This is a genomic window from Azospirillum sp. FG154 (assembly GCF_057809575.1).
This window is the reverse complement of the sequence record NZ_JBMDKF010000075.1, coordinates 1-344: the sequence shown is the minus strand read 5'-3', so window position 1 is coordinate 344 and position 344 is coordinate 1. Positions and strand designations below refer to the sequence as shown.

Annotated in this window: 1 protein-coding gene; it reads left to right on the top strand. The window is 60.2% G+C overall.

Features of this window, described 5'->3' with window-relative positions:
• A partial coding sequence (locus ACODS4_RS28170; RefSeq protein ID WP_488869197.1) for a molybdenum cofactor biosynthesis protein MoaE occupies positions 1 to 185 on the top strand: 185 nt, incomplete at its 5' end.
• Positions 186 to 344: the final 159 nt, after the last annotated feature.

Genomic DNA, 344 nt, shown 5'->3' with positions numbered 1-344 from the left:
CGGGTGAACCGATTGTGTTCGTGGGGGTAGCCAGTGCCCATCGACAGGCGGCGTTCGATGCCTGCAACTTCATCATGGACTACCTGAAAACCCGGGCGCCGTTCTGGAAGAAGGAGAATACCCAGGAAGGGCCAAGGTGGGTGGAGGGGAAACAGAGTGACCTGGATGCGGCGCAGCGCTGGTAATCAAGGCGCCACCGATCGCCTGTAGGAGCGGGTTTACCCGCGAAGAGGCCAGCACAGGAGACTTATTAACCAACCAGAACATTCCGTTCGATTATCGCCCCGTTCCGTTTGCGGCGAATTGCCTCACCCCCGCACAACCCCGCACCATCCCCTCCACGC